Source organism: Cupriavidus sp. H19C3, from assembly GCF_049393815.1.
Lineage (GTDB): Bacteria > Pseudomonadota > Gammaproteobacteria > Burkholderiales > Burkholderiaceae > Cupriavidus.
The window spans coordinates 148,871-172,047 of the sequence record NZ_CP184986.1; the positions used below are offsets into that span (position 1 = coordinate 148,871).

At 68.2% G+C, this 23,177-nt stretch carries 21 protein-coding genes and 1 pseudogene; 15 read left to right on the forward strand and 7 right to left on the reverse strand.

The annotated features are described in order from the left end of the window. The first annotated feature begins 87 nt into the window (after positions 1-87). Complete coding sequence (locus DFLDMN_RS20160; protein WP_423199648.1) at positions 88-1,287, forward strand: MFS transporter; 1,200 nt, start codon at positions 88-90, stop codon at positions 1,285-1,287. A gap of 75 nt (positions 1,288-1,362) precedes the next feature. Here DFLDMN_RS20160 and DFLDMN_RS20165 read toward each other — a convergent pair whose 3' ends face one another. The 5 genes from DFLDMN_RS20165 to DFLDMN_RS20185 all read right to left on the reverse strand — a co-directional run bounded on the left by DFLDMN_RS20165 (position 1,363) and on the right by DFLDMN_RS20185 (position 6,204). Then, positions 1,363-1,995, reverse strand: coding sequence for a TetR family transcriptional regulator (locus DFLDMN_RS20165; RefSeq protein WP_423199649.1), 633 nt, complete (start codon positions 1,993-1,995; stop codon positions 1,363-1,365). A gap of 185 nt (positions 1,996-2,180) precedes the next feature. Further along, positions 2,181-3,146 (reverse strand): Bug family tripartite tricarboxylate transporter substrate binding protein, encoded by a 966-nt coding sequence (locus DFLDMN_RS20170; protein ID WP_423199650.1) that lies wholly within the window; start codon positions 3,144-3,146, stop codon positions 2,181-2,183. A 73-nt stretch (positions 3,147-3,219) separates the two neighbouring features. Then, positions 3,220-4,215, reverse strand: a complete 996-nt coding sequence (locus tag DFLDMN_RS20175) for an NADPH:quinone oxidoreductase family protein (RefSeq protein ID WP_423199651.1) — start codon at positions 4,213-4,215, stop codon at positions 3,220-3,222. After that, positions 4,212-4,970, reverse strand: a complete 759-nt coding sequence (locus DFLDMN_RS20180) for a crotonase/enoyl-CoA hydratase family protein (protein WP_423199652.1) — start codon at positions 4,968-4,970, stop codon at positions 4,212-4,214. The genes DFLDMN_RS20175 and DFLDMN_RS20180 overlap by 4 nt, the downstream gene beginning before the upstream one ends. A 61-nt stretch (positions 4,971-5,031) precedes the next feature. Further along, on the reverse strand, positions 5,032-6,204 hold the full coding sequence (locus DFLDMN_RS20185) for a CaiB/BaiF CoA transferase family protein (RefSeq protein WP_423199653.1): 1,173 nt from the start codon (positions 6,202-6,204) through the stop codon (positions 5,032-5,034). Positions 6,205-6,519: 315 nt separating this feature from the next. Between DFLDMN_RS20185 and DFLDMN_RS20190 the strand changes: the two genes are divergently transcribed. The 3 genes and pseudogenes from DFLDMN_RS20190 to DFLDMN_RS20200 form a co-directional block, all read left to right on the forward strand. Next, positions 6,520-7,731, forward strand: coding sequence for an acyl-CoA dehydrogenase family protein (locus tag DFLDMN_RS20190; protein ID WP_423199654.1), 1,212 nt, complete (start codon positions 6,520-6,522; stop codon positions 7,729-7,731). A 48-nt stretch (positions 7,732-7,779) separates the two neighbouring features. Further along, the gene (locus DFLDMN_RS20195) at positions 7,780-8,946 is read left to right on the forward strand and encodes a CaiB/BaiF CoA transferase family protein (protein WP_423199655.1); all 1,167 of its coding nucleotides are present in this window, start codon (positions 7,780-7,782) and stop codon (positions 8,944-8,946) included. 112 nt (positions 8,947-9,058) lie between these two features. Next, positions 9,059-9,487: pseudogene (locus DFLDMN_RS20200) on the forward strand (hypothetical protein); the annotation flags it as partial. A 282-nt stretch (positions 9,488-9,769) separates the two neighbouring features. Here the strand turns inward: DFLDMN_RS20200 and DFLDMN_RS20205 are convergent. After that, the gene (locus tag DFLDMN_RS20205) at positions 9,770-10,483 is read right to left on the reverse strand and encodes an IclR family transcriptional regulator (protein ID WP_423199656.1); all 714 of its coding nucleotides are present in this window, start codon (positions 10,481-10,483) and stop codon (positions 9,770-9,772) included. A 189-nt stretch (positions 10,484-10,672) separates the two neighbouring features. Continuing rightward, positions 10,673-11,524, reverse strand: coding sequence for a fumarylacetoacetate hydrolase family protein (locus tag DFLDMN_RS20210; RefSeq protein ID WP_423199657.1), 852 nt, complete (start codon positions 11,522-11,524; stop codon positions 10,673-10,675). Between the two features lie 173 nt (positions 11,525-11,697). Here DFLDMN_RS20210 and DFLDMN_RS20215 point away from each other — a divergent pair, with 173 nt between their 5' ends. The 11 genes from DFLDMN_RS20215 to DFLDMN_RS20265 all read left to right on the forward strand — a co-directional run bounded on the left by DFLDMN_RS20215 (position 11,698) and on the right by DFLDMN_RS20265 (position 23,174). After that, positions 11,698-12,672, forward strand: coding sequence for a tripartite tricarboxylate transporter substrate binding protein (locus DFLDMN_RS20215; RefSeq protein WP_423199658.1), 975 nt, complete (start codon positions 11,698-11,700; stop codon positions 12,670-12,672). A 24-nt stretch (positions 12,673-12,696) separates the two neighbouring features. Continuing rightward, a complete protein-coding gene (locus tag DFLDMN_RS20220) occupies positions 12,697-13,569 on the forward strand; it encodes an IclR family transcriptional regulator (RefSeq protein ID WP_423199659.1) in 873 nt (290 codons plus the stop codon). A gap of 226 nt (positions 13,570-13,795) precedes the next feature. Further along, complete coding sequence (locus DFLDMN_RS20225; protein WP_423200520.1) at positions 13,796-14,953, forward strand: acyl-CoA dehydrogenase family protein; 1,158 nt, start codon at positions 13,796-13,798, stop codon at positions 14,951-14,953. Between the two features lie 9 nt (positions 14,954-14,962). Further along, entirely contained in the window at positions 14,963-15,862 is a 900-nt protein-coding gene (locus tag DFLDMN_RS20230; RefSeq protein ID WP_423199660.1) for an FAS1-like dehydratase domain-containing protein, read from the forward strand. Beyond that, the gene (locus DFLDMN_RS20235; protein ID WP_423199661.1) at positions 15,862-16,746 is read left to right on the forward strand and encodes an HpcH/HpaI aldolase/citrate lyase family protein; all 885 of its coding nucleotides are present in this window, start codon (positions 15,862-15,864) and stop codon (positions 16,744-16,746) included. The genes DFLDMN_RS20230 and DFLDMN_RS20235 overlap by 1 nt, the downstream gene beginning before the upstream one ends. Positions 16,747-16,807: 61 nt before the next feature. Next, positions 16,808-17,974, forward strand: coding sequence for a CaiB/BaiF CoA transferase family protein (locus DFLDMN_RS20240; RefSeq protein WP_423199662.1), 1,167 nt, complete (start codon positions 16,808-16,810; stop codon positions 17,972-17,974). 4 nt (positions 17,975-17,978) lie between these two features. Next, positions 17,979-19,181, forward strand: a complete 1,203-nt coding sequence (locus tag DFLDMN_RS20245; protein ID WP_423199663.1) for an NADH:flavin oxidoreductase/NADH oxidase — start codon at positions 17,979-17,981, stop codon at positions 19,179-19,181. Next, positions 19,182-19,955 (forward strand): SDR family NAD(P)-dependent oxidoreductase, encoded by a 774-nt coding sequence (locus tag DFLDMN_RS20250; protein WP_423199664.1) that lies wholly within the window; start codon positions 19,182-19,184, stop codon positions 19,953-19,955. It begins immediately after the preceding gene. A 20-nt stretch (positions 19,956-19,975) separates the two neighbouring features. Then, positions 19,976-21,337, forward strand: a complete 1,362-nt coding sequence (locus DFLDMN_RS20255; protein ID WP_423199665.1) for an MmgE/PrpD family protein — start codon at positions 19,976-19,978, stop codon at positions 21,335-21,337. A gap of 43 nt (positions 21,338-21,380) precedes the next feature. Continuing rightward, positions 21,381-22,127, forward strand: coding sequence for an SDR family NAD(P)-dependent oxidoreductase (locus DFLDMN_RS20260; protein ID WP_423199666.1), 747 nt, complete (start codon positions 21,381-21,383; stop codon positions 22,125-22,127). Positions 22,128-22,202: 75 nt separating this feature from the next. Beyond that, positions 22,203-23,174: a tripartite tricarboxylate transporter substrate binding protein gene (locus DFLDMN_RS20265; protein WP_423199667.1), complete on the forward strand. Its 972-nt coding sequence runs from the start codon at positions 22,203-22,205 to the stop codon at positions 23,172-23,174. The last annotated feature ends 3 nt before the right edge of the window (positions 23,175-23,177 follow it).

Below are 23,177 nucleotides of genomic sequence, written 5' to 3' on the forward strand. Positions count from 1 at the left end.
CTAGCATTCAACCCGTTTTAGTCAGTTTTGATTTGCAACTACTTTGCCGACGCCTCACCACCTGAACACTTGAAACGAGATCCTGTCATGGAGACTCCGACCGTGCCGGCGCCGATGCCGCGCGCCTTGCTGATGCTGTTTGCCGCCGCAGCCGGTCTCAGCGTGGCCAATGTCTACTATGCCCAGCCGCTGCTCGACGCGCTGGCGCGTGAATTCGCCATCTCTGCGGCCGCCGTGGGCAGCGTGGTGACGATGACCCAGTTCGGTTGCGCGCTGGCGCTGGTGTTCATGGTGCCGCTCGGCGACAGGCTCGACCGTCGTCGCCTGATGGGCGTGCAGCTCGTGGCGCTGGTGGCGATCTTGACGCTGGTTGGCGTGGCCACGTCCGTGCCGCTGCTGCTGGCGGGCATGCTCGGCGTGGGCATGCTCGGCACGGCCATGACCCAGGGGCTGCTCGGCTATGCCGCCAGTGCGGCCGCGCCCGCGGAGCGCGGGCGGGTGGTGGGGGCCACGCAGGGCGGTGTGCTGATCGGGCTGCTGTCGGCGCGCGTCTTTGCCGGCGGCATCGCCGATCTGGCGGGCTGGCGCAGCGTGTACCTGGCCGCAGCCATCCTGATGGTCGCCCTGGCAGTGCCGTTGTGGCGCGCGTTGCCGCGGTTGCCGCATGGCGGTGCCCGCGTTGGCTACTGGCGGCTGATTGCTTCGATGTTCGCCCTGTTGCGCGAGGAACCGCTGGTGCGCGCGCGGGGCTGGCTTGCGCTACTGATGTTCGCCGCGCTGAATATCTTCTGGAGCGCGCTCACGTTGGCGCTGAGCGCGCCGCCGTACCAGATGGGGCACGCCACCATCGGCGCCTTCGGCCTGGCTGGTGTGGCCGGCGCGCTCGCGGCCGCGCGCGTGGGCGGGTGGGTGGACCGCGGCCTTGCCCAGCGTGTCACCCTCGGTGCGCTGGCATTGCTGGTGCTGGCGTGGTGGCCGCTGTCGCGCCTGTCCGCGTCGCTATGGCTGCTGCTCGTGGGTATCGTGCTGCTCGATGCCGGCGCGCAGGCCTTGCACGTGACCAACCAGAGCCTGATCCTGCGCGTGCGCGCGGGCGCGCAGAGCCGGCTGATCGGCGTGTACATGCTGTTCTATGCCACCGGCAGCGGCCTCGGCGCGCTCGGTGCCACGGCGGCCTACGCCCACGGCGGCTGGCCCGGGGTATGCCTGCTCGGCGCGGCGGTCAGTCTGCTGGCGCTGGCTTGCGGCCTGCGGGCGCGTCAGCCGTGCGCACTGTCGCGTGCGTAGGCTGGCCTGCGTGTCGGTAGCCTCTGGCGCTTGAGGCCAGCGCTTGAGGCCAACGCTTGAGGCCAGCGCTTGAGGCTAGCGCTTGAGGCCATTGACCGCATAGCGCGCGATCTCCGCGGCGATCGTTTCGCGGTCCTTGCGGGTTTCGCCCTTGCGCGGCTGGTACCAGCGCGAGGTCCAGTTCAGCGCGCCGAGCAATGCCTTGACGACGATCCTCACATCCATCTCGCGGAACTCGCCGTTGGCCACGCCCTCCTCGAGTACCTGCAGGTACAGCCGCTCGTTGCTGTCGCGCAGCGCGGTAATGCGCTTGATCTCGGCGCGCTCCTCTTCCGTGGTACGACCGCCCAGGTGCAATTCCAGGCCCTGAGCGGCCACGCGCAGGTAGTCGAGATGTTCCATCATCAGCAACGCATGGGCGAACGCCATCGCCTCGATGCGCTCGCGCGCCGGTGCGGCCGAGGTGGCCGCGGGCTCGATCGCCGCGCGGGTCAGTTCCATGGCACGGCGCTGCACGGCAAAGAACAGGATGGTCTTGCTGCGGAAGTGGTAGTAGATGATGCCCTTGGTGGCACCGTAGCTGTCGCTGATATCGTCGAGCGAGGTCGCCGCGAAGCCGAGCTTCATGAACACCGACGCGGCCGCATCGAGTATGGCCAGTTGCTTCTCATCGCCTTCTGGCGTTCCGATCTGACGTTTGCGCCCCATGGTGTCTGACTTTGCGCCTCACAACTTCACTTTGTTTTCTCTATGGCCGGCGATCGACGAGCCGGGGTGCCAGGAGCATGCGCCCCCCTGGCGCCGATCGCGCGGTGCAAAAGATAGCAGATTCGCGGCGGCGCCGGCTGCCGCCACCGGCACCCCCGGTCTTGCAGCCTTATCGCCTTATCGCGTTACAGCTTGGGAATATGGAAGCGGTCCACCAGCTTCGATTCCCGTTCGATCTCCGCTTTCTGGAACGCACGCAGTTGCTGCGCGGTACCGGTAAAGGCGCTGAAGTTGTTCTGCTCCAGGTATTGCGCGGTCTCGGCATCCTTGAAGATCGTCAGCAGCGTGTTCTCCAGGTGCGACACCACGGGCGCGGGCGTTCCCTTCGGCGCAAACACGCCCCACCACGCCACCTGGAAGAACTCCTTGTAGCCAAGTTCCTGCAGCGTCGGCGCTTCCGGCTCGGATGCCATGCGACGGTCCGAGGTCAACGCCAGCATGCGAATCTTGCCGCCCTTCACCAGCGGCAGGCCCGCACTGTACTCGGCAATCGCGAAGTCGACCTGCTTGCCGGCCAGGTCGGTCAGGGTCGGACTGCTGCCCTTGTAGGAGATGACATTGGCCTTGGTGCCGACCAGCGACATCAGCCATTCGGTGGCGATGTTGTAGGTCGCGCTGCCGCTGCCGTAGTTGAGCTTGCCCGGGCGTTTCCTGGCATCGGCAAACAGGTCCCGCGCGGTCTTGTAGGGCGAATCGGCGGGCACGTACAGGCCCATCGGCGAATAGGCCAGGCGCGCCACGGGTTCCAGGTCGGTGAGCGGGTTGTAGGGCAGCTTGTCGTACAGCGCGACATTGGTCGTCACCGGCCCGTTGGCGGCCCACAGCAGCGTGTAGCCGTCGGCAGGCGCGTTGACCACCGTCTGCGCGGCGATGATGGCGTTGCCGCCCGGCTTGTTCTCGATCACCACCGGCTTGCCGAGCGCCGTCTCCATGCGTCGTGCCGCATAGCGCGCCACCGTGTCGGTGCCCGAGCCCGGAGGGTAGGGCACGACCAGCTTGACCGGCCGGTCGGGAAAGCTACCCTGGGCGCTCGCGCCATGCGGTAGCAGGGATATGCCTAGCAAAGCCATCAGTGCAACGTACTGCTTCATGGTTGTCTCCTTTGTGTCGATCGATCTTGGCGTCGTTATCTTGTGGTGTCGTTACCGGTCTCGTCCGTTCCCGTCACGGATGCAGGACCACGCGCCCGATCACCTGGCGTGCGGTGATCGCCTGCAGTGCCTCCTGGAAGCGCGCCAGCGGGAATGAGGCGTAGGTTTCGGGGCGCAGCATGCCGGCGGCGGTGGCCGCCAGCATGTCGTCGAAGGCGGCGCGCACGCGTGCGGCCATGGCAGGCGGTGGCGCGTGCTTGCCCCAGCCCATGTAGTAGCCCCAATAGATGCCGATCACGGTGACGTTCTTGACCAGCACGAGGTTGGCCGGAATCTGCGGGATGGTGCCGCCGGCGAAGCCCATCGGGATGATGCGGCCGTCCGGCGCGATGCAGCGCAGCGATTCGTTGAAGGTGTCGCCGCCAACCGGGTCGAAGACGACATCGGCGCCGCGCTGCGCGGTCTCGCGCAACACCACATCGCGAACGTTTTCCTCGCGGTAGGAGATCGCCAGATCGGCGCCATGGCGGCGCGCGGCGTCGAGCTTGGCGGCGTCGCCAGCCGTGGCGATCACGCGCGCGCCCAGCATCTTGCCGATCTCGATGGCGGCCAGCCCGCTGCCGCCGGCGGCGCCGTGCACCAGCAGCGTCTCGCCGGGCGCCAGATTGGCGCGCCATTTCAGCGCGCCGTAGGCGGTGGCGTAGATGGTCGGGAATTGCACGGCAGCGTCGAAATCGACCGCATCGGGCAGCGCGAACACAGTGGATTCGGGTGCCACCACCTGCTCGGCAAAGCCGCCGATGCGGACACCGGCCACCACGCGATCGCCGGGCTTGAACCGCGACGTCGCGCTGCCGCATTCGAGCACCACGCCAGCCACTTCGGTGCCGGGCGTGAACGGCGGCTCCCAGCGATTCTGGTGCTTGCCTTGCAGCACCAGCAGGTTGGCGAAGCTGACGCCGGCGGCATGGACGCGAATGCGGATGCCGTCGGCCCGCATGGCGGGCGCGTCGACTTCTTCCAGTGCGGTATGGTCGAGCCCCAGCTGACGACAGACGACGGCTTTCATGCGAGCGCTCCGTGCCGGCCCAGGCCCGCGGCAAAGCGACTGGCGCCGGCCTGCGCTTCCACATGCTTGGCGCGTTCGGCGAGTTCGGCTTCCAGGGCGAGGGCGTCGGGCATGGTCTCGCCTTCCTGCCGATATACCGAGGCGCGGTCGGAGTTCATCGCGATCTGTGGAAACGCCGCGATGGTCGCGGCCAGGGTCTCGGCGGCGGCCCGCGCGGTGCCGTCGGGCACCACGCGCGTGGCCAGGCCCATCTGCAGGGCTTCTTGCGCGGAGACCATGCGCGCGGTCAGCAGCATGTCCAGGGCGAGGCTGGTGCCGATCAGGCGCGGCAGCCGCACCGTGGTGCCGTCGCTCATGGGCACGCCCCAGCGGCGCGAGAGTACGGCGAAGGCGGCGGATTCCTCCGCGATGCGGATATCGCACCACAGCGCGAGGCCCAGCCCGCCGGCACACGCATGGCCGGCCACCGCCGCGATCACGGGCTTGGACGCCGGACGGGACAGCGGGCCGTCGGCGCCCGCCCACGCATTGTATTGGGCGCCGCCGGCGAGTTCCTTGAGGTCCGCGCCGGCGCAAAAGGCACCGCCCGCGCCGCACAGCACCGCCACCTTCGCCGTGTCGTCGGCCTCGAAGGCGCGCAGCGCGGCGCCGAGTGCGACGGTGGCCTCGCGGTCGAGCGCATTGCGCACCGCGGGTCGATTGATGACGATGGTGGTGACCGCGCCGTTTGTCTCTGTCAGGATTTTTTCGCTCATGGGTAGTGTCGGGCTGCAATGGGGGGAAGTTGGGGCATCGGTGGCCGCGCTGGTGCGGCTGTCAGCGTTGCCTGGGCGAAGTCGGGGTTACCGGGGACGCGACGGCAAACTCGTCGCGAAGCGCGGCGCCATGCTCGCCAAGGCCAGGCACCTTGCCCAGCGCGCGCGGCTCGCCCCGGAAGGTGGCCGGCGGCGCCACGAGGTTGGCTTCGCCATGCACGGTGGGCACCGTGACGCGCCGCAACTGCGGATGGGTGGATAGCTGCGCGACATCGTTGACGGATGCAAACGCGATCCGTGCGGCCTTGAGCGCGGCGATCACTTCGGTCTTGGTCAGGCGGGCCAGCGCCGCCGCGACTTCGCGGTCGAGCTCGGCACGATGTTCGACGCGCGCGAGATTGGTGGCGAATTCCGCGCGCTCCAGCAGCTCAGGCCGGCCGAGCACTTCCTGCGCGAAACGCTTCCATTCGCCATCGTTCTGCACGCCGACCAGCACGGTTTCCTCGACGCCGACCGCTCCGCCGACCGGGAAGGCCCCGTACGGCGCGATGGTCGGATGGGACAGGCCCACGCGCGGCCAGACCATGCCGGCATATTCGTAGTGCAGCAGCGGCACCGTCATCCAGTCGCTCATGGCATCGAACAGCGAGACATGAATGGCACTGCCGGCTCCGGTGCGGGCGCGTTGCAACAAGGCTTCGAGGATGGCCGCATGGGCGTACATGCCGGTGGCCACGTCGCACGCGGACACGCCGATACGGCCCGGTGCTTCCGGGGTGCCGGTGACCGACGCGATGCCGCTCTCGGCCTGGACCAGCAGGTCGTACGCACGCATGCCGGCATACGGACCCGCTTCGCCATAACCCGTGATATCGCAGGTAATCAGGCGCGGATGGCGCTCGCGCATGGCCTGCCAGCCGAAGCCGGCACGCGCGGCCGCGCCGGGGCCCAGGTTCTGGATCAGCACGTCGGCCTGCGCGATCATGCGCTGCAGCAATGCGGCATCGTCCGCGTTGGAGAAGTCGAGAACGATCGATTCCTTGCCGCGGTTCAGCCACACGAAATAGGTACTGTCGCCATCGACCGCCGAGTCGTAGCCACGGGCGAAGTCGCCCTCGGCGCGTTCGATCTTGATCACGCGCGCGCCGGCGTCGGCGAGCCGCGACGATGCATAAGGCGCGGCGGCCGCCTGCTCCACCGCCACCACCAGGACTCCTTCCAGGGGCAATGCCATGTTGTCTCCGTTTGCGTTGGCTGGCGTGCGTCATGATCGCCGCTTGCGGCCGAGCCCGCTGGGCGTGGCGTCGCCTGTTCGTCGCGCCGCCATCCCGCCGCGGTTCCGCGGGGATTCTGCCGCCTTTCTGCCGCCGTTCTGCCTTCTTCCGCGCTCCCGCGGTGCTTGAAAATAATGCTACGCAGTAGTATGTTTTTGGTCAAGCCCGATCCGCAACGGTTGTGTGTCGGTTCTCCATCCCGCGCATGCCTCGCCGCCGCGCACCAGCCTCCGTGCCCAATGAAGCCGTCATCCCTGCCGTTGGACCAGCTTGCCATGCCTTCACTTTCCCTCCCTTTCCTGTCCCTTCCTTTCTTCGACGCCACCCACCGCGATGCCGCGGCGCGCATCGTCGAATGGACCCGGAGCGCCTTCGTCTCGCTGCCGGCCCCGACTGGCCCCGCGCAGATCGATGCGCATTGCCGGGCTCTGGTCGCCAGTCTCGGCGAGGCCGGCATTCTCACGCTGTGCGTGCCGCGCACCGATGGCGCCGGTCAACCCCGTATCGATTCGCGCGCCCTGTGCCTGGCGCGCGAGCTGCTGGCACAGGCGAGCCCGCTGGCCGACTTCAGCTTTGCCATGCAGGGCCTGGGATCGGGCGCGATTTCACTGGCCGGGTCGGCGGCGCAGAAGGCGATGTATCTCGACGCGGTGGCCCAGGGCACCCGGCTCGCCGCCTTCGCGCTGTCGGAGCCGGAGGCCGGCTCCGACGTGGGCGGCATGCGCTGCGAGGCGGTGCGCCGGCACGATGGCTATGTGCTCAACGGCGACAAGATGTGGATCTCCAACGGCGGCATCGCCGACTTCTACGTGGTGTTCGCGCGCGAGCCGGGGACCACGCGCTCGGCGGGCATTTCCGCGTTTATCGTCGATGCCGGCAATCCCGGGCTCGAGATTGCCGAGCGCATCGACGTCATCTCGCCGCATCCGCTCGCGCGCCTGCGCTTCCGCGATTGCCACGTCGACGCCAGCATGCGGCTGGGCGACGAAGGCGAAGGGTTCAAGCTGGCCATGCGCACGCTCGATATTTTCCGCACCTCGGTGGCGGCGGCCGCGTTGGGGTTTGCGCGCAAGGCGCTGCGCCTCGGCATCGAGCGGGCGCTGTCACGCGAGATGTTCGGCGGTGTGCTGGCCGACATGCAACTGACGCAGGCCACCCTGGCCGATATGGCAACCGCGGTGGAGTCGTCGGCGTTGCTGGTCTACCGTGCCGCCTGGATGCGCGACCAGGGGCAGCCGACCTCGCGCGAGGCCGCCATGGCCAAGCTGGTGGCGACGGAATCGGCCCAGCGCGTGGTCGATGCGGCGGTGCAGATCTGGGGTGGCGCGGGGGTCAGGGTAGGGGAAGAAGTCGAGGCGCTCTATCGCGATGTGCGCGCGCTCCGGATCTATGAAGGCGCCAGCGAGGTACAGCGGCTGATCATCGGCGGCGGCCTGGTCAAGACCGAGCGGGCCAGTCGCGCGCGCTTGGCAGAAGCCGGCCGCTGACGCACCGCGCCAGCGCATTTCCCCACCATAACCACAGGAGACTCAGCCATGGCAGGCGCACTGGAAGGCATCCGCGTCATCGATATCACGACGTTCGTGCTCGGGCCCGTCGCGACGCAAATGCTCGGCGACATGGGCGCGGACGTCATCAAGGTGGAGGCACCCGAGGGAGACCCCACGCGGGGCATCGGGCAGAAGCGCTCCGCCGGCATGGGATCGTTCTTTCTCAACCTCAACCGCAACAAGCGCAGCGTGGTGCTCGACCTCAAGCAGGCGGACGAGCAGGCCCGGCTGCGCAAGCTGATTGCCGGCGCCGATATCCTGGTCCACAACATGCGTAGCGGCGCCGCGGCACGGCTCGGCATCGACTATGCGAGCCTGGCCACGCGCCATCCGGGACTGATCCATGCCACCGCGCAGGGCTTTGGCAAAGGCGGCCGCTACTTCGACCGGCCCGCCTACGACGACGTGATCCAGGGCCTGAGCGGTATGCCCGGGCTGAATCGGCGCATGACCGGCCAGACCGGCTATATCCCGATGCTGTTTGCCGACAAGCTGTGCGGGGTGTACCTGTATTCGGCCATCATGACTGCGCTCGTGCATCGCGGCCGGACCGGCCAGGGCCAGGAAATCCAGTTACCGATGTTCGAGACCATGGTCGGCTTCAACCTGCTGGAGCATATGGCGGACCATGTGTTCGTGCCCGGGCCCGACGAGCCCGCCGCGCCGCTCGGCTATGGGCGGGTTTTCAGCGCGGTGCACCGTCCGCTGATGACGGGCGATGAACCGATCTGCATCGTTGCCAATACCGATGCGCAATGGCAGCGGCTATTCGAGCTGATCGGCCAGCCCGAACTGCGCCATGACGCGCGCTTTGCCACCATCGGGCGTCGCATGGAGAACGTGGTCGCGCTCTATGACCGCGTGGAAGCGGCGCTGCGCGCGCGGCCGCGCGCCGAGTGGCTGGCGGCATTTACCGCGGCCGACGTACCCGCGGCCCCGGCCAATGAACTGGACGACGTTCGCGCCGATGCGCATCTGGCCGACGTCGATTTCTTCGAGACCTTCGCGCACGCCTCGGAGGGCCCCCTGTTGATGCCGCGCAACGCCATGCAGCTGTCGGCCACGCCGCCGACGGTCGATCGCGGCCCCCCGCGCCTGGGCGAACACGGCGCGGAGGTGTTTGCCGGGATGATCGACGGCGAGGCTCGATGAGCGGCGCGTGCGGGCGGATGCTGCCGACGTGGTAAGGTTCACGCATGTGTTCATGGACGGCGAACGGTGATGCATGGGCCTCACCCATCAGATGCCGGGGGAATGATGCAGCGTGAGTAAGGCAAAGCAGGACGCGCCGCGCATGGAGCTGGCCGACAAGGTTTCCACCAGCCGGGCGCTGCGCCTGAGCGTGCCGCCGGAGGCCAGGCCAGTGCCGGTCAACCGGAAGGACTGGCTGCGGCAGAGAAAAGAGCAATTGCAGGCCGCGCAGGCGGCTGCCCGGCAACGGCGCCAGCGGCTCAAGGCCGAGATCCTGGCGGCGGTACAGGATATTGCGCGCGAGGAGCGCAGTGCCGCGCGGCTCGAAGACGAGCGCCTGAAGGCGGAAGCCCGCGCCGCGCGCACGTTCGCGCGCGAGGATGCGCGTGCCGCTGCAAGGTTCGAGAAGGGACAGTTGGCGGGCACGGCGTCGCCGCGCAAGACGCTGTCCAACGAGAAGCGCAAGCTGGTGTCGTTTGTCGAGCTGCTGCAGTTGCGCGGCGGTACGGGGAAGGTGGGGCGCGCGGCGGAAGCGACGGAAGCGGACGCTGCCGCTGACGATGGCGATGGCGATGGCGATGGCGATGGCGATGGCGATGGCGATGGCGATGGCGATGGCGCCGTCGCACCCGGCACGCCCCCGCGCCGCCCTCGCTAGCCGGGGCGCTGTCCCTGCCGCATCACGTTCTGCAGCGAACTCGCCAGCGCCACCAGCTCCGGCGCAATCAGCCGTCGCTGCACCGCGGCGGATACCACCGAGGTGGCCGCGCCGCAATTGAGCGGCCTACGGCACTGTCCCGTCGGCCGCGATGATCGGCACCGAGACCGTCGTGTACGCCTTGTGGAACGCCCCTTCGTTGACGATAAAACCGCGCCGGTCGTACTCGCGCAGCGCCGCCTCGAGATCGGCCGCGATGCGGGTCATGGTCACCGGATCGTGCGCGCGCAGATCCGCCAGCAACCGCGCCCGCGCGGCACCGCGCTGCCCGGCGATATAGGCCCAGCCAAGTGCCGACGTGGCCAGCGGTACGGTGGAGCCCACGCGCAGGTTCATGATCAGCTGGCTCTCACCCTCGCAGCGCTCGACAAACACCATGTTGTATGCGCTGCGGATGGCGAGTCCGCACGCCGCGCCGTGCCTCGACGCGAGCGCCTGCATCCGGGGCCGGGCCAGCTCGACAATATCGAGGCCCGCCACCGCCGCGTGGCCGAGTTGCAGCACCGCAAGGCCCGGCCGCAGCCGGTCTCCATTGACCGCCACCAGCATCCCGCACGCCTGCAGCGTATGGCATAGCCGCCAGACCGTGGGCTGCGGCAGGCCCGTTTTCCTGGCAAGTTCCGAGCAGCTCAGCTCCGGCGTGAACGTATCGAAGCATTGCAGGATGCGCATGCCGCGCGCCAGCGCCGTCACGAACTGACGGTCCTTCTCCGGCTTCTCCGGCTTCTCCGTCTTCCCTGGCTTCCCCCGCGGACCGGGGGTTATGGAGGCTTGCGGCATCTGGGGGATTCTCGTACGCTGATTTGCAGACAGAGTAAGTTATTCGCATAGCGAATACAAGCTGCAACGCCGGGCCATCACGCACGCTGTTCCGTGCGTCGGCCGTCACCAGGAGACCACCCATGGCGCGCCCTGTCGAGGCAGGGACGCGCCCGCTCGCCGATGTCCAGAATGCGATCTACGTTGGCTTCAGTCTTCCTGCGCGACCGGATTGCGCAGCAGGCCCACGCCGCCGACCTCCACCTCGACGATGTCGCCCGCATGCATCAGCACCGGCGGCGTGCGCTTGAAGCCGACCCCGCCCGGGGTGCCGGTCACGATCACGTCGCCCGGCAGCAGTTCGCAGAAGCGGGACACGTAGGCGACGAGCTCGGGCATTGGAAAGATCATCATGCTGGTGTCGGCGTGCTGCATGGTTACGCCGTTGAGGCGCGTCTCGAGCGTCAGCACGGCGTCGGCCGCGACGTCTTCCGTGTCGACCAGCGCCGGGCCAAACGCACCGGTATCCGGAAAGTTCTTGCCGGCGGTCCACTGCGTCGAGTGCGACTGCCAGTCGCGTGCCGAAGCATCGTTGTAGGCGGAGAAGCCAAAGATATGACGCGCCGCGTCATGCTCCGCGATGCGACGCCCCGACTTGCCGATCACGAGCGCGATCTCGCCTTCGAAGTCGAGCCCGTTGGCGGCTTCGGCCGGCACCACGATCGGTGCCATGTGCCCGACCTGCGACGATGGCAGCCGCAGGAAGATGGTAGGGTGCGCGGTGCGGTTGCGCCCGGCCTCCACGCGGTGTTCCTCATAGTTGAGACCCACGCAGAAGATGCGCTGGGGGTCGGCCACGGCCGGGCGATACGCGTCGATCTCGCGCAGCGCATGGCGCTGTGTCGCCGCCGCCGCCGCGCGCCGCAGGCCATCGGCGCCGAGCTTGCGCAGCGCGGCGCCGAGATCGGTGCAACCGGTTGCCGCCGACAGGTCGACGACATCGTCTCCCTGCTGTATCCCGATGTGATCGGCGCCCGCGCGCCGGAAGCTGATGAATCTCACGGTTGGTCTTCCTCCAGGTTGATCGCGACGATGCTAGCCATTGCACGTTCCCCGGACAAGGCGCCCGCGCGCAGATATCAGCGGGCTGAACTCTGCGGGACAACGCTGTTCAGCGGGGCCATGCGCGCCTTAGCATTTCGCGAGATCACAATCATTCAACGGAGACCACACTCGTGAGCACGCGCGCGTTTTTCAGGACTGCCATTCTCGCTGCCGGCCTTGCCGGCGCCTTCATCCATCAACCGTGCGCCGCCGCGCCGGACAACGATCGTCCCATCCGCCTGGTGGTGCCGTACCCCGCCGGCGGCGGGGCCGATGGCCTGGCGCGACTGGTCGGCAAGCGCGTGGCGGAGATCCTGTCGCAGCCGGTGGTGATCGAGAACAAGCCCGGCGCCAATACCATGCTGGCCTCGACCGATGTCGCGCGGCGTGCGCCCGACGGCCTGACGCTGCTGTACGTGGCCAGCTCGTTCTCGATCAACCCTTCGCTGTACAACGTGCCCTACGACACCGAGCGCGACTTCGTGCCGGTGGCGCTGGTGGCCAAGGTGCCGCTGATCATCATCCGCAATCTCGATACGCCGTACGCGACGCTGGCGGATCTGCTCGCCGCGGCCAAGGCCAGGCCGGGCAGGATCACGTTTGCCTCGTACGGGCAGGGCAGTCCCGCCCACCTTGGCGGCGAGTTGCTGGAAAGCATGGCGGGCGTGCAGATGAAGCACATCCCGTACAAGGGCAGCTCGCCGGCGCTGACCGACCTGATGGGCGGCCACGTGGAGATTGCCTTCAGCAGCATTGAACCGGCGCTGCAGCTGCTGGGCGCGAAGAAGGTGGCACCGATCGCCGTCATGACCCGGCAGCGCATTCCGCAACTGCCGGATGTGCCCGCCGTCGCCGAGACGATTCCCGGCTTCGAGGCCATCGGCTGGAACGGCATCGTCGCGCCGAAGGGCACGCCGGCAGCGGTCGTCGGCAAGCTTAACGCCGCGATCAACGAAGCCCTGACATCGTCGGAGATCCGCGAGCATCTGGCGCGCCAGGGCGTGGAACCGGGCGCGCTGTCGCCGGACGCGTTTGGCGCGATGATCCGTAGCGAGATCGCGAAATGGTCGGCGATCGTCAAGACCGCGAACGTGAAGGTCGAGTAAGTCAATCAGCGAGGAGGCGCACCCATGGAGTCAGACCATCCGGCAGACGATTTTCCGCTGACCCGTGTCGCGCCCGAACTTCCATACGGCAAGACGGTCGGTTCGATTCACCGCAGCCTGGAAGTGCTGGAGCTGTTTGCGGTGGAGCAGCGCGCGCTGACCGTCGGCGAGGTTGCGCAGCGGCTCGGCTATCCGCAGTCGAGCACTTCCGTGCTGCTGCATGGACTGAGCGACCTCGGCTACCTGTATCACGACCGCCATACCCGCACGTTCCAGCCGACGCTGCGCGTGAGCTTTCTCGGCATGTGGGTGCACCAGCGGGTGCTGGCGCAAGGCAACCTGCTCGAGTTCATGGAGACCCTGGCGAGCCGCTCGGGCCATGTGGTGATGCTGGCGATGCAAAACGGCATTCATGCGCAGTACATCCACATCGTGTCGGCGCGCTCGTCGCGCGTGGGTCTCAAGCCCGGGCTGCTGCGGCCGATCTGCCGTTCCGCGGTGGGCAAGGTCCTGCTCAGCACGATGGCCGACGACGAGGTGCTGCGCATCGTGCGCAACGTCTCGGCGATGGAGATCGACTTTCCCGAGCCGGTGGACGGCAAGGCCCTGATGCGCGAGATCGACGAGTGCCGGCGCACCGGGTTTGCTTTCAGCGTCGATTCGGTGACGCAGGGCTCCTCGGTGATCGCCACGCGCCTGCCCGCCAGCCTCGGCGGGCAGGCGCTCGCCATCGGCATCGGCGTGCACAGCTGGCAGCGCGAGGCGCTCCAGCAGGCCATGATGGACCTGCTGCGCGAATCGATCGACAGGCATTTTCCACCGGGTGCCGCCAGCACGCCGGAGCGTCCGCGCGTGCAGGTGTGCCAGCCAGGCTACGCGATCGTCAAGACGTCGTAGCCCGTCGCCATGTCGGGCCCATCGCCAGCACCGCGGCGGACCTCGCCATGCACTGGCATCGGCGCGCATCGACCCGCTTCGGCCTGGTGCCATCAGCCAGTTGATATGTGTGGCGACACGTTCAACGCCCGGACAATGGCAGCTACGATTCCTCTCATCAACCACGGAGACGAATCGAATGTCCAACGCCAAGAGCGAGTCGGCAAACTCGCAGCAGAACATCGCCATGCAGCTGGGCGAAGATTTCGCGGAGATCCGGGACGCCGTGCGTCGCGTCTGTGCCGATTTCCCTGACGAGTACTGGCTCGAGCTCGACGAGCGCGGGGCCTATCCCACCGACTTCATCGCCGCCCTGACCGAAGCAGGCTTTCTTGCCGCACTGATTCCCGAAGCGTACGGTGGTTCGGGCCTGCCCCTGCGCGCCGCCGCCGTCATCATGGAAGAGATCTGCGCGGCCGGTTGCCATGCCGCCGCGGGCCACGCGCAGATGTACATCATGGGTACGGTGCTGCGTCATGGCAGCGAAGCCCAGAAGCGCAAGTATCTGCCCGAGATCGCCTCGGGCCGGCTGCGCCTGCAGGCCTTCGGCGTGACCGAGCCGACCACAGGCTCCGATACCACGCAGTTGAAGACGCGCGCGGAACGGACCGCCACCGGGTATCGCCTCAATGGCCAGAAAGTGTGGACGTCACGGGCCGAGCATTCGGACCTGATGCTCGTGCTGGCGCGCACCACGCCCGCCGCCGACGTGAAGAAGAAGGTGGACGGGGTCTCCACGTTCCTGATCGATATCCGCGCAGCGCTGGGCCGCGGCCTCACCATCCGCCCGATCAAGGCGATGGTCAACCACCATGCCACGGAAGTGTTCTTCGAGGACCTCGACATACCCGCCGACGCGCTGGTCGGTGAAGAAGGGCAGGGCTTTCGCTACATTCTCGACGGCATGAACGCCGAACGCATGATCACCGCGGCCGAAGCCATCGGCTCGACGCGCTGGTTCGTGCGCAAGGCCAGGGCCTATGCGTCCGAGCGCGTGGTGTTCGGCCGCCCCATCGGCGCCAACCAGGCCATCCAGTTCCCGATTGCGCAGGCGCATGTGCAGATGGAGGCGGCCGACATGATGGTGCGCCGGGCCACGGCACTGTTCGCAGCCGGCGCACCGTGCGGCGCGGAAGCCAATATGGCGCGCTACCTGGCCGCCGAATGCCTGTGGAATGCGGCCGAGGCCTGCATGCAGACGCATGGTGGCTTTGGCTTTGCGCGCGAATACCACGTCGAGCGCAAGTGGCGCGAAGCGCGCCTGGCACGCATCGCCCCGGTTTCCACCAACCTGATCCTGGCCAACATCGCCCAGCACGTGCTGGGCATGCCGCGTTCGTACTGAGGAGACGCCATGACCACGATCCAGGAGCAGGACTTCGCGGCCGAGTTCTCGGCATGGATTGGCCGCGCGACCACCGTCGACGACGAGATCACGCTGCCCGCCGTGCGCCGCATGGCTGCCATGCTTGACCAGGACGAGACCGACTACCGGCACGGCAGCGCGCTTCCGCCGCATTGGTACTCGATGTTCTTTACCGCCAACGCGCGCCGGTCGCAGATCGGGCACGACGGCCATCCGCGCAAGGGCGACTTCCTGCCGCCGATTCCGCTGCCGCGCCGCATGTTCGTCGGACGCAAGGTGTCGTTCCCCGGCGTGCTGCGCGTGGGCGACCACGCGACCAAGCGCTCCGAGATCGCGCGCATCGAGCAGAAGCAGGGGCGCAGCGGCACGCTGGTGTTCCTGACGGTGCGTCACACGATCTCGGTGGCGGGCACGCCGGCGGTGATCGAGCAGCAGGAAGTGGTCTACCGGGATGCGCCGCCGGCAACCGGCCAGGGTGCGGGCGCGGCCGGCGCGGGGAAAGCTGCCACGGCCGCGGCGCCAGTGCGCGAAGCGGCGTGGCGCGCAACCATCGACATGGATCCCGTCACCGTCTTCCGCTACTCGGCGCTCACCTGGAACGGCCATCGCATCCACTACGACGCCGACTACGCGCGTAACGAGGAAGGGTACCCCGGCTGCGTCATGAACGGCGCGCTGACGCTGCACCTGTCGATCGACGAGGCGCTCAAGCGCGCCGCCGGCCGCCCGCTCGTCTCCCTGAGCGCGCGGCTCGTCAAGCCACTGTTCGTGGGCGGCAAGCTGGTGATATCGGGCGGCGCGCTGGCGGGGGACACGCTCGACGTGTGGGCCAGCGACGATGCCGGCAATGAAGCGGCGGTCTGCACGTTCACGTTCGGAGCGGCCTGATGCGTACCGCAACCCTGCCGGCATGGCGCTCGCTGCTGTTCTGCCCCGCCAATGGCCAACGCTTTGTCGACAAGGCCCATACACGCGGCGCCGACGCCATCATTCTCGACCTCGAGGACGCCGTGGCGCCGACTGACAAGCCGGCCGCGCGGGCGGCCCTGTCCGGCGCGGTGACCACCGTCGGCCAGGCCGGTGCCGATGTGCTGGTGCGTATCAACCGGGAGCTCGATCTCGCGGTCGAGGATATCCGCGCGGCGGTTGCGCCCGGCGTGCGCGCGCTGGTGGTGCCCAAGGTGATGGGACCCGAGCATCTGCAGTTGCTGGCCGAACTGATCGAAGCGCGGGAGCAGGCGCTCGGCATGACGGCGGGCCATACCGGCCTGCTGGCACTGGTGGAGTCCGCGCCCGCGCTGGAAAAACTGCCGGCCATCGCCCGCGCGCATCCACGCATGGTCGGCCTCGCGATCGGCGGCGAGGACCTCGCCACCGACCTGCACGCGGAGCCGGGCGCGGACACGCTTTATGTCGCCAAGATGCTGGGCCTGCACGCGGCGCGCGCCGCCGGCATCCTGCCGGTGGGCACGCTCGCCGGCGTTTCCGCGCTGGCCGACCACGATGGCTACCGCGCCATGCTCAAGCGCTCGCGCAGCCTCGGCTTTGCGTGTGCCACGTGCGTGCATCCGGCGCAGGTGCCGCTGCTCAACGCGGCCTTCGGTCCGTCGCCGGCCGAGCTGGCGCGTGCGCGCGAGCTCGTCGCGGCCTACCAGGCCGGACTGGCGCGCGGCATGGGCGCGGTGAAATTCGAGAACCTCATGGTCGACAGGCCTGTGGCCGAGCGCGCCCGCCAGCTGCTCGCGCGCGCTGGGGAGAAGCCATCGGCATGACGCACCGCATCCACCACGGTACACGCCCGGGTACCCATCACGGCACCAGACAGGAGAGGACATGACACATCCGCAACCGCTCGCCGGCTATACGGTCGTCGAGCTCGGACATAGCGTCGCGGCGCCATACACGGGATTTATCCTGGCGTCGCTCGGCGCCGAACTGATCAAGGTCGAGAACCCGCGCGGCGGCGATGCCGCGCGCGGCTGGGGGCCACCGTTCCATGAAGGATCGGGCCCGCATTTCACCGCGTTCAATCGCGACAAGCAGAGCGTGGCGGTCGACCTGCAGGACCCGCAACAGCGCGATGCGCTGCGCGAGATGATCATCGAGAGCGCGGACGTCGTGATCTGCAATATGCGCGCGGGCGCGGCCGAAGCGCTGGGCGTGGGCCCGGTCGGCCTGCGCGCGGAGAATCCCGCGCTGATCTACTGCGAAATCGGCGCGTTCGGCCACGAAGGCCCGCTCGCGAGCAAGCCCGGCTACGACCCGCTGATGCAGGCGTACGGCGGCATGATGAGCATCACCGGCGAGAGCGCCGAGCGGCCGCCGATTCGCGTGGGCGTGTCGATCATCGACATGGGCTCGGGCATGTGGGGCGCGATCGGCGTGATGGGCGCCCTGATCGAGCGACGTCGCACCGGCCTCGGCAGCCATATCCGCACGTCGCTGTTCGAGACCGCGCTGGCCTGGACCGCCACGCCGATCTGTCGCCAGCAGATGAGCGGCAAGCCGCAGTTGCCACAAGGCTCCGGGGCCGCCGGCATCGTGCCGTACCAGGCGTTTCGCACCACCGACGGCTGGGTCGTGGTGGGGGCCGGCAACGACGGGCTGTTTGCCAAGCTGGCCAGGGTGATGGGCCGCGCGGACCTGGCCACCGATGAACGCTTCCGCACCAACGCGGGCCGCGTGCGCAACCAGGCGGCACTGATTCCGCTGATCGAGGCCTTTGCGGCGCGGTTCGATGCCGCGGCCTTCGCCGCCGTGCTGGACGAGGCCGGCGTACCCAACGCGCCGGTGCAGACCATCGAGCAGGTGGTGCAGAACGCGCAGACGCAAGCGCTGGGCATGATCCAGCAGGGGCCCGAGGGCGCCTTCCCGACCGTGGGCCTGCCGCTCACGTTCGACGGCGAGCGGCCGCCGTACCGGCTTGGCGCCCCCACCCTCGGTGCTCACACGGCCGAGTTGCTGCCACGGCTCGCGGCGGACGCCGCGCAGGACGAGTGAAGCCATGATGACACCCCATCCGCTGTTGTTCTCGCCGCTGACCTTGCGCGGGGTACGGTTGAGAAACCGCATCGTGCTGCCGCCGATGCTGACTTACTCGGCCACGCATGGCTACATCAACGACTGGCATCTCGCCCATCTCGCGAAGTACGCGATCGGCGGGGTCGGACTGGTCTTCATGGAGTCGACCAAGGTCGATCCGCGCGGCTGCACCACGCCCAATGACCTTGGCTTGTGGAAGGACGACTTTATCGAAGGCATGCAGCGGGTGACGGCGCTGCTGCACCGCTACGGCGCGGTGGCCGGCATCCAGCTCGGCCACTCGGGCCGCAAGGCGCGCAATACGCTGCCCTGGGAGGGACGCGCGCCGATGGACCAGTGTCCTGGGGTCGACCATGGCGAGCCGTGGGAGATCATCGGCCCGAGTGCCATCGCGCACAGTCCGCGCGCGTCGGTGCCGACGGCGATGTCGAAGACCGATATCGGGGCGCAGGTGGCGGCGTGGGAGCAGGCAGCCCGGCGCGCGGTGCGGGCCGGCTTCGACGTGGTGGAAATCCACGGCGCGCACGGCTACCTGCTGCACCAGTTCCTGTCGCCCGCCGCGAACCGGCGCGACGACGAATACGGCGGCTCGCTGGAGAACCGCATGCGCTTCGTGATCGAGGTGGTGGACGCGGTGCGCAGCGCCTTGCCCGCCGACATGCCGCTGTTCTATCGCACCTCGGCTGTCGACGAGGATGGCTGGAGCCTCGACGACAGCGTCGTGCTGGCACGCGCGCTCAAGGAACATGGTGTCGACGTGGTGGACTGCAGCAGTGGCGGCATGACGCCGCAGTCGGTGGTGGCGCACGCCACGCCGCAGGGCTTTGGTTATCAGGTCCCCTACGCGGAACGGATTCGCCGCGATGCCGGCATCCTCACCATGGCCGTCGGTCTCATCATGCACGCGGATCAGGCCGAGGCCGTGCTGCAGGACGCGCGCGCGGACCTGATCGGCGTGGGCCGCGAGCTGCTGCATAACCCGCATTGGGTCCTCGACGCGGCCGTCAAGCTCGGGGCCGACGAGGTCTACGCCAAGGTGCCGCCGAGCTACGGCTACTGGCTCAGGAAGCGCGCCGAGGCTGGCTTCGAGGCGCACCTGTCGACGCGGCGGGACGGTATCGGCGAGGTGGCCGATCTGACCGGCATGACCACGAAGGGAGTCTGAATGCAAAGCGCGGTCAATATGGAAGGCAAGGTCGCCATCGTCACCGGTGCCGCCATGGGCATCGGCCATGCGATTGCCGAGGCGCTCGGGCGGGCGGGGCACGAAGTGGTCCTGCTCGATATCCAGCGCGGCGCACTGGACGAGGCAGTGGCGCGCTTGCGGGCGGCGGGCATCCGCGCCAGCGGTATCGAGATCGATCTCTCGCAGGACGCGCAGATCGGCCAGTTGCCGCAGCGGCTAGGGGAAGCATGGGCGCGCGTGGCGATCCTGGTCAACAACGCGGGGATTTCGCCCAAGCGCAACGGCAAGCGCGTCGAGACCATCGACATGTCGCTCGACGAGTGGGACCTCGTGATGAAGGTAAACATCACCGCGCCGTTCCGCCTGAGCCAGCTGGTGCTGCCTGGCATGGTCCGGCAGCGGTGGGGGCGCATCGTCAATATCTCGTCCAAGGGCGGCCGCTCGCCGGGCGGGGTGGCGGCGATCCATTACGTCACGACCAAGTCCGGCATGCTGGGTTTCACGCGCTCGCTGGCCCGGGACTTTGCCGCGCACGGCATCACGGTCAATGCGCTGGCGCCGGGTCGGATCGAGACACCGATGACGAGCGGCTCCGCGCCGGAGGTGCAGGCGCGCATGGTGGCGAGCATTCCGGTCGGACGCATGGGCAAGCCGGAGGAGGTGGGCGCGCTGGTGACATTCCTCGCCAGCGAGGCGGCCGGCTTTATCACCGGCGCCACCATCGACATCAACGGCGGCGCGGTGATGATGTGACAACGGATAAAGGGAGAGCGATGGCAGTAACGCAAGGGCTGACGCAGGAGCTTGGCCATTTTTTGGCGGATGTGGTGGCGAACGGTGTGCCGGCTGCAGTGCGCGAGGCGGCCAAGGACGGCATGATCGACTGCATCGGCTGCATGGTGGCGGGCAGCGGGGATGAGGCAGTGACGCTCGCGCTGCGGGTGTTTCCGTCGGTGGCGCCCTCGCCCTTGCCATCGTTATCCGCACCGTCGCGCCTGTGGCTGTCCGGGCGGCGCGCCAGCGTCACCGACGCGGCGATGCTGAACGGCATTGCCGCCCATGTGCTCGACTATGACGACTCGTGCCTGCGCGGCCATCCGAGCGCGGTGCTGATGCCCGCGATTCTCGCCATTGCGGACGCGCGGCAGGCGTCCGGCGCGGCCATGATCGATGCCTATGTGGCGGGCTATGAAGTCTGGGCGGAGCTAGTCGATCGCGAGGCGGGCTTCCACCAGATGAAGGGCTGGCATCCGACCGGCATCTTCGGCGCGATTGGCGCGGCGGCCGCCGCGGCGGTGCTGTATCGGCTCGACGCGGGCCAGGCGGCGCACGCGCTGGGCCTTGCCGCGAGCCAGAGCGCCGGGCTGATGTCCAACTTTGGCGCGATGTCGAAGTCGTTCCACGTTGGGCGCGCCGCGCAGGCCGGTGTGGTGGCCGCGCAGCTGGCGGCGGTGGGTTTTACCGCATCGCCCGATGCGCTCGAGCATCCGCGCGGGTTCCTGATGGCGGTGTCCCCCCAGGGCGCGGTCGACACGGACCGCGCCGCCGACGGGCTCGGCAAGACCTGGCAGCTGGCGGCGCGTCGCGTCAACCTGAAGAAGTACCCGACTTGCTACTACACCCACCGCGCGCTCGATGCCGTGCTGGCGCTGGTGCGGGAGCAGCCGGTGGCGCCCGATGCGGTCGAACGTGTCGAGGTGACGCTCAGCAAGGAGCACGCGCTGGCGCTGCGCAATGCGCAGCCGCAAACCGCGCTCGCCGCCAAATTCAGCATGCAGTTCGCGATGGCCTGCGCGCTGGTCAGCGGCAAGGTCGGCCTGCTGGAGCTCACCGATGCCTGCGTGCAGCGTGCCGATATCCAGGCGCTGATGCGCCGCGTGGCGATCGTGCCCGACGACCGCTATGACGCCGAGACGCCCGGGGCCGCGCACGAAGACCGCGTGACGCTGTTCGGCAAGGATGGCAGCGTGCGCACGAAGGCGGTGCACCGCGCGAGTGGTCATGCGCAGCACCCGCTCGACGCCGGCGCGGTTCGTGCCAAGTTTCTCGACTGCCTCGCTTACGGTGGCTATGCCGGCGATGCGGCCGCGCTGTACGAGCGCCTGGCGCGGCTCGAAGACCAGCCGGCGCCATGACGCCGGCACATGAAGGAGACCGCTACATGAAGGAGACCGCTACATGACCACCACGGGACACCACGCGCGCGGCCGCACCGCGCTCGTCACGGGCGGCAGCCGGGGGATCGGTGCCGAGATCGTGCGCACGCTGAGCGCGGCCGGCATGGCCGTGATCAACCTCGATCGCGAGGCGCCAGCGGTCGCTGTCGACGGCGCGCGACATGTGCAGGTGGACCTGTCGGATGCCGCCGCACTGACCGACGCGCTTGCACGCGTGACCGCGCGGGACGAGATCGTCTGCGTGATCAACAACGCGGCCGTGGGCGGGCCGTTGCGGCTGGAGCAGGTCACGCTGGAGGCGTTCGAGCGGCTGACCCATACCAATCTGCGGGCAGCGCTGCAGTGCGCACAGGCTGCGTTGCCGGCGATGAAGCGTGCCGGCTGGGGCCGTATCGTCAATATCACCAGCCGCGCGGCGTTGGGCAAGGAGGGTCGTTCGATCTACGGCGCCACCAAGACCGGGCTGATCAGCCTGACGCGCACCTGGGCGCTCGAGCTGGGGCAGCACGGCATTACCGTCAACGCGGTGGGGCCGGGACCGATCAACACGGAGCTGTTCGCGCGCTCGAATCCGCCCGACAGTCCCGCCACGCGTGCGATCGTCGCCGGCATTCCGGTCAAGCGCATCGGCGAGCCGCGTGACGTGGCGCACGCGGTGGGCTTTTTTGCCTCGGAGCAGGCCTCGTTCATTACCGGCCAGGTGCTGTATGTGTGCGGCGGGCTGACCGTCGGCAACAGCGGAATCTGAGCCGTCGTCTGGCAGTGGCGTTGTCGTCGTTTCGCAGTCGTATTCCTGTTCGAATCAGCAACGGAGGAGACCATAGTGCATACCAAGAACCGCTTCAAATCCTGCTTTCCCGTGTTCGCATGCGCCGCGCTCGCGGGCGCCCTCGCAACGCAACCCGTGCGCGCGCAGACCTATCCCGAGCAGCCCGTGCAGGTCCTGGTCGGCTGGGCGGCGGGCGGCATCATCGATGCCACCGCGCGCGCGTTCGCCCGCTCGATCTCGGAGGTTTCGGGCGGCAGCTTCGTCGTGATGAACCGTGACGGAGCCTCGGGCATGATCGGCGCGCAGCAGGTCGCGCGGGCCCGTCCGGACGGCTATACGATCGGCTTCGGCCCGATCACGCCGATTGCCGCGGTCAGCTACACCATGCGCAATCCGGGCTATTCGGCCAACGACTTTCAGTACATCTGCAAGGTCTACGACAACGTATTTACGGTCATGGTGCCGGCGGACTCGCCGTACCGGACCATCCAGCAGCTGATGTCCGACATCAAGGCGAGGCCAGGCAAGCTCAGCTATGGCCATTTCGGCCCGAACAGCCTCGGCAATATGGTTGGCCGCAACCTGCTCGATACGCTGCAACTGCAGGCGGTGGAAGTACCGTACAAGGGCGAGGCGCCGATCTATCCGGAACTGATGGCCAAGCGGCTCGACTTTGCCATCGGCACGCTCAACGGCGGCCGGGGCAAGCCGATACGCATTCTCGGCGTGGTGTCGGACGAGCGCGTCGCCGGCGTCGATGCGCCCACGCTCAAGGAGGCGGGCCTGCCGTCGCTGGACCCGGCGCAGGTCGGCGTGTTCGTGCCCAAGGGCGTGAGCAGGGAGGTGCAGACGCGCCTGGGCGAGCTGTGCGACAAGACCATCAAGTCCGAGTCGTTCCGCGCACAGATGGGTGTGCTGCAGCAGCAGATCACGTACCGCGACCAGACCGCGTTCACCAGGCTGGCGATGGACTCGTTTGCCGCGCAGATCGCGCAGGCGAAGAAGATGGACATCAAACCGGAGTAAGCC

Bases quoted from the DNA above. Each gene is read 5' to 3' on its own strand.
- DFLDMN_RS20240 (WP_423199662.1), top strand. From the start codon at position 16,808: ATGACACATCCGCAACCGCTCGCCGGCTATACGGTCGTCGAGCTCGGA.
- DFLDMN_RS20205 (WP_423199656.1), bottom strand. From the start codon at position 10,483: ATGCCGCAAGCCTCCATAACCCCCGGTCCGCGGGGGAAGCCAGGGAAG.
- DFLDMN_RS20255 (WP_423199665.1), top strand. From the start codon at position 19,976: ATGGCAGTAACGCAAGGGCTGACGCAGGAGCTTGGCCATTTTTTGGCG.
- DFLDMN_RS20195 (WP_423199655.1), top strand. From the start codon at position 7,780: ATGGCAGGCGCACTGGAAGGCATCCGCGTCATCGATATCACGACGTTC.
- DFLDMN_RS20180 (WP_423199652.1), bottom strand. From the start codon at position 4,970: ATGAGCGAAAAAATCCTGACAGAGACAAACGGCGCGGTCACCACCATC.
- DFLDMN_RS20225 (WP_423200520.1), top strand. From the start codon at position 13,796: ATGCAGCTGGGCGAAGATTTCGCGGAGATCCGGGACGCCGTGCGTCGC.
- DFLDMN_RS20260 (WP_423199666.1), top strand. From the start codon at position 21,381: ATGACCACCACGGGACACCACGCGCGCGGCCGCACCGCGCTCGTCACG.
- DFLDMN_RS20175 (WP_423199651.1), bottom strand. From the start codon at position 4,215: ATGAAAGCCGTCGTCTGTCGTCAGCTGGGGCTCGACCATACCGCACTG.
- DFLDMN_RS20235 (WP_423199661.1), top strand. From the start codon at position 15,862: ATGCGTACCGCAACCCTGCCGGCATGGCGCTCGCTGCTGTTCTGCCCC.
- DFLDMN_RS20170 (WP_423199650.1), bottom strand. From the start codon at position 3,146: ATGAAGCAGTACGTTGCACTGATGGCTTTGCTAGGCATATCCCTGCTA.
- DFLDMN_RS20245 (WP_423199663.1), top strand. From the start codon at position 17,979: ATGATGACACCCCATCCGCTGTTGTTCTCGCCGCTGACCTTGCGCGGG.
- DFLDMN_RS20220 (WP_423199659.1), top strand. From the start codon at position 12,697: ATGGAGTCAGACCATCCGGCAGACGATTTTCCGCTGACCCGTGTCGCG.
- DFLDMN_RS20185 (WP_423199653.1), bottom strand. From the start codon at position 6,204: ATGGCATTGCCCCTGGAAGGAGTCCTGGTGGTGGCGGTGGAGCAGGCG.
- DFLDMN_RS20250 (WP_423199664.1), top strand. From the start codon at position 19,182: ATGCAAAGCGCGGTCAATATGGAAGGCAAGGTCGCCATCGTCACCGGT.
- DFLDMN_RS20160 (WP_423199648.1), top strand. From the start codon at position 88: ATGGAGACTCCGACCGTGCCGGCGCCGATGCCGCGCGCCTTGCTGATG.
- DFLDMN_RS20230 (WP_423199660.1), top strand. From the start codon at position 14,963: ATGACCACGATCCAGGAGCAGGACTTCGCGGCCGAGTTCTCGGCATGG.
- DFLDMN_RS20165 (WP_423199649.1), bottom strand. From the start codon at position 1,995: ATGGGGCGCAAACGTCAGATCGGAACGCCAGAAGGCGATGAGAAGCAA.
- DFLDMN_RS20190 (WP_423199654.1), top strand. From the start codon at position 6,520: ATGCCTTCACTTTCCCTCCCTTTCCTGTCCCTTCCTTTCTTCGACGCC.